Origin of the sequence: Salipiger marinus, from assembly GCF_035481585.1 — a bacterium.
Taxonomy (GTDB): domain Bacteria; phylum Pseudomonadota; class Alphaproteobacteria; order Rhodobacterales; family Rhodobacteraceae; genus Salipiger; species Salipiger marinus.
This window is the reverse complement of record NZ_JAYKSL010000037.1, coordinates 22,103-28,267: the sequence shown is the minus strand read 5'-3', so window position 1 is coordinate 28,267 and position 6,165 is coordinate 22,103. Positions and strand designations below refer to the sequence as shown.

7 protein-coding genes are annotated in these 6,165 nt (G+C 64.2%); all 7 read left to right on the top strand.

All coding sequences use genetic code 11. The features are described from left to right. The first annotated feature begins 29 nt into the window (after positions 1-29). The 7 genes from VK682_RS25800 to VK682_RS25770 are packed head-to-tail and all read left to right on the top strand — an operon-like array spanning position 30 to position 6,161. Positions 30-272, top strand: coding sequence for a VirB3 family type IV secretion system protein (locus tag VK682_RS25800; protein WP_324782858.1), 243 nt, complete (start codon positions 30-32; stop codon positions 270-272). Beyond that, positions 247-2,640: a VirB4 family type IV secretion/conjugal transfer ATPase gene (locus VK682_RS25795; protein WP_204353406.1), complete on the top strand. Its 2,394-nt coding sequence runs from the start codon at positions 247-249 to the stop codon at positions 2,638-2,640. The genes VK682_RS25800 and VK682_RS25795 overlap by 26 nt, the downstream gene beginning before the upstream one ends. Then, positions 2,637-2,846, top strand: coding sequence for a hypothetical protein (locus tag VK682_RS25790; protein WP_065331052.1), 210 nt, complete (start codon positions 2,637-2,639; stop codon positions 2,844-2,846). The genes VK682_RS25795 and VK682_RS25790 overlap by 4 nt, the downstream gene beginning before the upstream one ends. Next, positions 2,843-3,949 carry a lytic transglycosylase domain-containing protein gene (locus tag VK682_RS25785; protein ID WP_065331053.1) on the top strand — a complete coding sequence of 369 codons (1,107 nt, stop codon included), beginning with the start codon at positions 2,843-2,845 and terminating at the stop codon, positions 3,947-3,949. Before VK682_RS25790 ends, VK682_RS25785 begins: the two co-directional genes overlap by 4 nt. Further along, positions 3,946-4,713 carry a type IV secretion system protein gene (locus tag VK682_RS25780; protein ID WP_065331054.1) on the top strand — a complete coding sequence of 256 codons (768 nt, stop codon included), beginning with the start codon at positions 3,946-3,948 and terminating at the stop codon, positions 4,711-4,713. Before VK682_RS25785 ends, VK682_RS25780 begins: the two co-directional genes overlap by 4 nt. An 8-nt stretch (positions 4,714-4,721) precedes the next feature. Next, complete coding sequence (locus VK682_RS25775) at positions 4,722-5,147, top strand: hypothetical protein (RefSeq protein WP_081285329.1); 426 nt, start codon at positions 4,722-4,724, stop codon at positions 5,145-5,147. Then, positions 5,148-6,161, top strand: coding sequence for a TrbL/VirB6 family protein (locus tag VK682_RS25770; RefSeq protein ID WP_065331055.1), 1,014 nt, complete (start codon positions 5,148-5,150; stop codon positions 6,159-6,161). Positions 6,162-6,165 lie beyond the last annotated feature (4 nt).

Below are 6,165 nucleotides of genomic sequence, written 5' to 3'. Positions count from 1 at the left end.
ATTTCCTATCGCCGCTGGGTCAGTTCTCAGTGACATCCAACAATCTGGGTCTCCCTGTCGGATACCTCGTGGTGCTGGCGACCGGGGTCGTTCTGCCGTTCATCTGGACCAAGTCCATGGTCTTCTTCCTGATTGGCCTCGTCGCCTATCCGATCCTCTGGTTCGTCGCCGACCGCGAGCCGCATTTCTTCGAGGTCCTGCGCGTTTCCTTCGGCTCGGTGCGTCCGACAAAGAACCGGGCCCTGCATGGAGGCGACAGCTTTGGCGCTTGATGCGGGCACTCTTTCCACTCACGGATCAGCCCTGCATCAAGCGGGCGGCAGGGAGTTCGCGCGGGAGAGTTATCTCGCGGAACACCTGCCGTACTTTGCCCTCGCCGATGACGATGTGATGGTCCTCCGCGAGGGCGACCTCTTGGCGACCCTGCGCCTTGATGGTCTGAACCCGATGACAACTGAGGACGCCCGGCTCGACGCGCTCAAACGCGCGGTCGCGGCCATCGTCGCCCAGACCGGCAACGCCTTCGGTTTCTACATCCACCGGATCTCCGTGCCGCAGGATCTCGGAATGCGCCCCATCGAGGAATACAGCTTCGCCGCCGCGATCGACGCGCGCTGGCAGGCCCACGTCAAAGACCTGCGCCCGGCCAAGCGCCAACTCTATCTCAGCGTCATCCGGCGCCCCGACATCTCGGCCCGCATTCCGCTCTTGCGCGCGCTGGCCCGCAAGGCCTGGGTCAAGGACCGCGCGACACGTATGCAGGAGCTGAACGAGGTCATGGGCTTCTTCGAGGTGGCGCTTGCCTCGGCCAACCCGGTCCGACTGACCCGCACGGGCGGCGAATGGCTTGGCTATCTCAACACGCTGAACGCAGGCAGCTTCTCCCCCATCGCCTTCGGACAAAACGCTCTGCCTCTTTCACATACTTTGAGCAATTGCCGCGCGACCTTCGACGGCGACGTCGTCACCCTGAACGACGCCGTGACTGGGCGGGTCAAATACGGCGCGCTCTTTTCGATGAAGACCTACCCGGCGCTCACGGATGTCACGCTGCTCGACGCGCTCGACCTGCCGCTCGACATTGTCCTGACGAACTCCTTCAGCCCGATCCCGAACAACATCATGGCCGAACGCATCCAGCGGATCATCCGCCAGATGCAGGCTTCCGACGATGCCGCCGTCTCCCTGCGCGAACAACTCGGCCAGGCAGCAGACGATCAGGAGGCAGGACGCATCGCGTTTGGCGATCATCACCTCTCGATCGCGGTCTATGCCCCGGATCGTGACACGCTCGAACGCGCCGCCGCCCAGATCAAGCGCGTGGGCCAGGAGATCATGTCCGTCATCGTGCGCGAGAACATGGCGCTCAAAGCCACTTACTTCGCGCAGTCGCCAGGTAACTTCGGCTACCGCGCCCGCAAGACGCCGATTTCCTCGATCAACTTCGCCGACTTCGCGGCCCTCCATGGCAGCGTCGAAGGGCGTGGTCCGGACCAATCACCTTGGGGTCAGACCATTTCGGTCCTGCCCACGGTCAGCACCTCGGGCTATCGCTTCAATTTCCACGAGGCGGGAGCCCCAAGCAAGGAACCGACCGTTGGCCATACGCTGGTTCTAGGGCGCACCGGCACCGGCAAGACGCTGACCACCGCCTTTCTCGCAGCGCAGGCGCAGCGGGTCGGCGCACGGCTTTTCTTCTTCGACAAGGATCGGGGCCTCGAGATGGCTGTCCGCGCCCTTGGTGGCCGTTACAACGAAATCCGCGCCGGGGTGCCCTCGGGCTTGAATCCCCTCGATACCGAAATCGACGAACGTGGCCGCGCCTGGCTCTCGGATTGGCTTGCGACACTTCTCACACGCAATGGAACCCTCACGGGCGAGCAGTCACGACACATCCAAAGCGCGGTCTCGCAAAATGCCCATGCCGAGGGCTCGCTCCGGCGCTTCGCGAGTTTCGAGACCCTGTTTCAGTCGCTCGATGACGATGGCGAGCTACAGTCCCGCGTCGCCGAATGGGCCCCGGGCGGCCGCTACGGATGGGTCTTCGATGAGCCGGAACAGGGTGCCGGGCTTGAACTGGCCTCCGACATTATCGGCTTCGACATGACCGAAATCCTCGACATGACCACCGAGCGCATGGCGGTGCTCTCCTACATCTTCCGTCAGATCGAACGCGTGGTCGAGGATCGCCGCCCCACGATCATCGTGCTCGACGAAGCCTGGAAACTCCTGGACGATCCGTATTTCGGGGCGCGGCTGGAGAACTGGCTGGTGACGCTACGCAAGATGAACTGTGTCGTGATCATGATGACGCAGTACCCGAGCCAGCTCCGGGACAGCCGCGTTGGCAAGACCATCGTCGAGACGGTGCCGACCCAGATCCTCTTCCCGAACGATCGCGCTACGGTCTCGGATTACGACTTTCTTCGCGTGAACGCCAAGGAGGCGGCCCTTCTCGTCCAGCCCACAATCGGCCAGCGCATCGCGCTTGTCCGCTCGGCCGGCGACAGCGTCTTCGTCGATGCGGACCTCTCCGCCTTGGGCGACCTCCTCCCCATCCTTGGCGGCGGTGCAACCGGCGAGGCCCGTGTACCCGCCGATTGGCGCGCCAATCCCGATTTCTGGAGACATCTGATATGAGTTCAAAACCCCTCCTCGCGCTTTGCGCCGCCGCAAGCCTTCTCGCCGCTTGCGAAAAGTACACCGAGAAGACCTCGCCCTGCTTCGGACGCAATGGCGAGCCGCAGGTCACGCGCGCCGCGCTTTCCTTCTCGACCATGGGCGCACCAGTTCAGGAGACGACCAAACCCGACTGCCGTTTCGAACCCCTGCCCCGTCCGGAATGAGCCGCGCCGCGATCATATCCGTCGGGCTCTGCCTCGGCGCCCTGCCCGCGCATGCCCAGGGCGTGCCGACGCAGGACAATTCCGCGATCGGCCGCGCCATCGCGCGGGTGACGGCGCTGGCCGAAGATCTGGGCGTCCAGCAGGACAAGGATCGAACCGAGTCCACGCTTTCCGAGGTTCAGGCCGACCAGCTGCGCGTGCTCGAGGAGATGACGGCGGCCATCACCGGTCCGGGATTCGACATCCGTGCGCTCGAGGGTAATGCGGATTTCGGGGTGGCGGCGGTCTACCCGAACACCGATCCAAGCCCGATGAACAGCCGCCTTTTCGGCGAGGGCCGAGAGACGGTCGAGATGATGATTGTCGAAGTTGCGAGCGAGTTCGCAGGCGCTCCCGGTGTGGCCCGGGCCGGGCTCTCGGCCACGCAGTGGCGCTGCCTTTTCCAGGCGCTGATCAAGCAGGAAAGCCGGTTCAATGTCGCGGCCGAAAGCCCGGTCGGGGCCTATGGTCTCACGCAGCTCATGCCCGGCACCGCGTCTGACCTCGGCGTCGACCGCTATGACGTGAAAGACAACCTCCGCGGCGGCGCGCGCTATATCACCACCCAGCTCAACCGCTTCGGCAACATACCCCATGCGCTCGCGGCCTATAACGCGGGGCCGGGTCGGGTCATCGAATATGGCGGGGTGCCGCCCTTTGCCGAGACCCAAGGCTACGTGCGCAACATCTCGAAGTTCTACAACGAATACCTCGCCGTGGTCGGTGGCGCCGACGCGCTCGGAACACTCTCTCCCTCGGACTTTGCGCTCGCCGAATATGCCAGCATCTCCGAGGCGGGCGTCTATTACGCCGCCGACAGTTCGGCAACGACCGAGCAAGTGATCAACCGCCTCCGCGCGATCATCCTGCAGATCGATGCGCAACCCAACGCCAAGGCGGCCTGGGAGCTCAACACCTACGCCAAGGCCGAGATCGGCCGCATCCTCAATCTCCGCGTCCGACTGATGGCGGCAAACCAGCAGCGCGAGGCGGCCTATGCGCAGCACCTCGTGGCCGACCGGCTGGCCGAGCGCGACTTCATGCAGATGGGAGTTCCCGAATGAGACACCTTCTCCTGACCCTCGCGGCGGTCACCACACTCGGGTTTGCCTCGCCCGCAACGGCCCAGGGCGTACCAACCTTTGATGGCTCGCAGCTTGGTCAACTCGTGGCCCAGCTCGAGCACATGGCCAAGGACCTGAATGTTCAGATGCAGCAGCTCGCGACCATGCGGCTGGAATTGGAAACCCAGCTCTCGCAGCTCACCAACCTCGAGGCGCAACTGACCTCGCTCATTGAAGGCAGCGGGCTCGGAGAACTCTTTGCCACGGTCGAAGAATTCCGCGCGCTGCGTGGCAAGCTGGTCGCCCCCCTCAACACCGCGCAGTCCTTGGCCAGCGGCGATTTCCTGAGCGGCTTCAATCCCGGCGCGGAACTCTCGGCCTCGGTCGAGCGCGTGCTTTCGGGCAGCGGCTTTACCTCGGAACGTCTGAGCACGCTCTCTGGATCCGATCAGCCCGCCGACAAGCGCATCGCCACCTCGGCCGGGGCCAGCGCCATGTTGTCCGTCGCGGCGCAGGAGAGCCACGAAGAGGCGGGCCAAAGCCTCGAACGACTCGAGACCATGGTCGGCCTCATCGATGATCAGGACGGGCTGAAAGCCGCCGTCGATCTCAACACCCGCGTCACCGCAGAACTTGGCATCATCCTGACCCAGATCTGGCGGCTGGAAGCGGCGCAAGGCGTGAGCGCCGGCCAGCTTGGCGTCGTCGATGCCGCAACCCTCGCGGACGAGCGCAAGTTCCGCTCGATGGCGGTGGATCCATGAGGAAGTCCATGACCCACCGGTTGGCACCAATTCGGGCGCGTTGTCTCGCAGCACTTGTCCTGACTGCCCTGCCTTGTGTCGCACTGGCCCAGACTCCGAACACGAGTTCGTCTGATGACGCGCCCTTCAACTCGATGGCCATCGCGCGGGACGAGACCGATGATTGCCGGGTCCCGAAACCCCCAGTCGATCTCGCCGAGACCGCCTATCTCCGCAACGGCTACCGCGCAATCCTGCGCATCCTGATTGCCGAGGAGGCGCTCGCCTCGGAAACCTGCACCTGCCTGCTGGATCAGTTCACCTGGGATCAGGCACTCACCGCCCTGCCCCGGTTCCAGACCTCGGACAACCCGCGTCTGCCCTTCAACGTGCTCGAGCTCTACGCGCAGGCCGACGCGTTCGAGGCCCAAGTTGCGGAGGCCTGTGTAAAGTAGATGGGTGTTATTCGCGACATCCTCAGCCAGGTCGATGCCGCGGTGGATACTGTGGCGCAAGACGGCTTTGTCTCCTCGGCAGGTGCTGTCGGTGACGTGATCTCGGCAGGTGCCGCGCTCCTCGTCGTGCTGCTCGGGATCAATGCCGTGATGCAACTCCGGCCCCTGCCCTTCGGTACCGGCTTTGCCTTCGGGATGAAGGTGGCACTGGTAGGCATATTCGCACAAAGCTGGGACAATTTCAGCGTCATCTATGACATCGTCACGCGGGTTCCGGACTCCGTCGGTGCCTCGATCCTTGCCCTCACCGGCTCGGGCGACGAGGCCGGGGTCTATGAAAGCCTCGACAACATGGTCGCCCGCATCACCGCCTATGGCGATACGATCGGCGACCGCGCGGGCTGGGTCTTCGGCGCGGTCCTGGGTGCCATCTTCTTCGTGCTTTCCGCCGTATTCGCCGCTGTCACCGCCGGCATTATAGCCTTCGCCCGCATCGTCTTCGCGCTGATGATCGTGATTGCCCCCTTCATGATCGTGACCTCGCTCTTCAAGCCGACCCAATCCCTCTTCGAGGCCTGGACCCGCGCCACCATCGGTTACGCGCTGATGCCAGTCGCCGCCGCAGGGGCCGCGGGCATCATCGTTGCCATCGCCGAGGCGATCGGAGACGCCTCCGCCGATCCAGGTGACGTCGAGACCGTCAGCCTCATCCTGCCCTTCCTCGTGATCCTGATCCTCAGCGCCGGGATCATGGCCTCGGTCCCCTACATCGCCTCCAACCTCACCGGCGTTGTCGGCATTGCGTCCAATGCCGTGGGCCTCACAGGCCTTGCGCGCCAGGGGTTCGTGAACACGCGCCAGTATGGCACCGGCACGGCCGCGCGCCTCGTCACCGGAAAATCTCCGCACGAGCTGAACCATATGGCCAATACCGGCGTCGTGAAAACCGGCGAGATGATCCGCCAGAGCCCCGGCGCGCTTCTCTCCGCCGCCAAGGCCTTCCGCAAACCCTGATTTG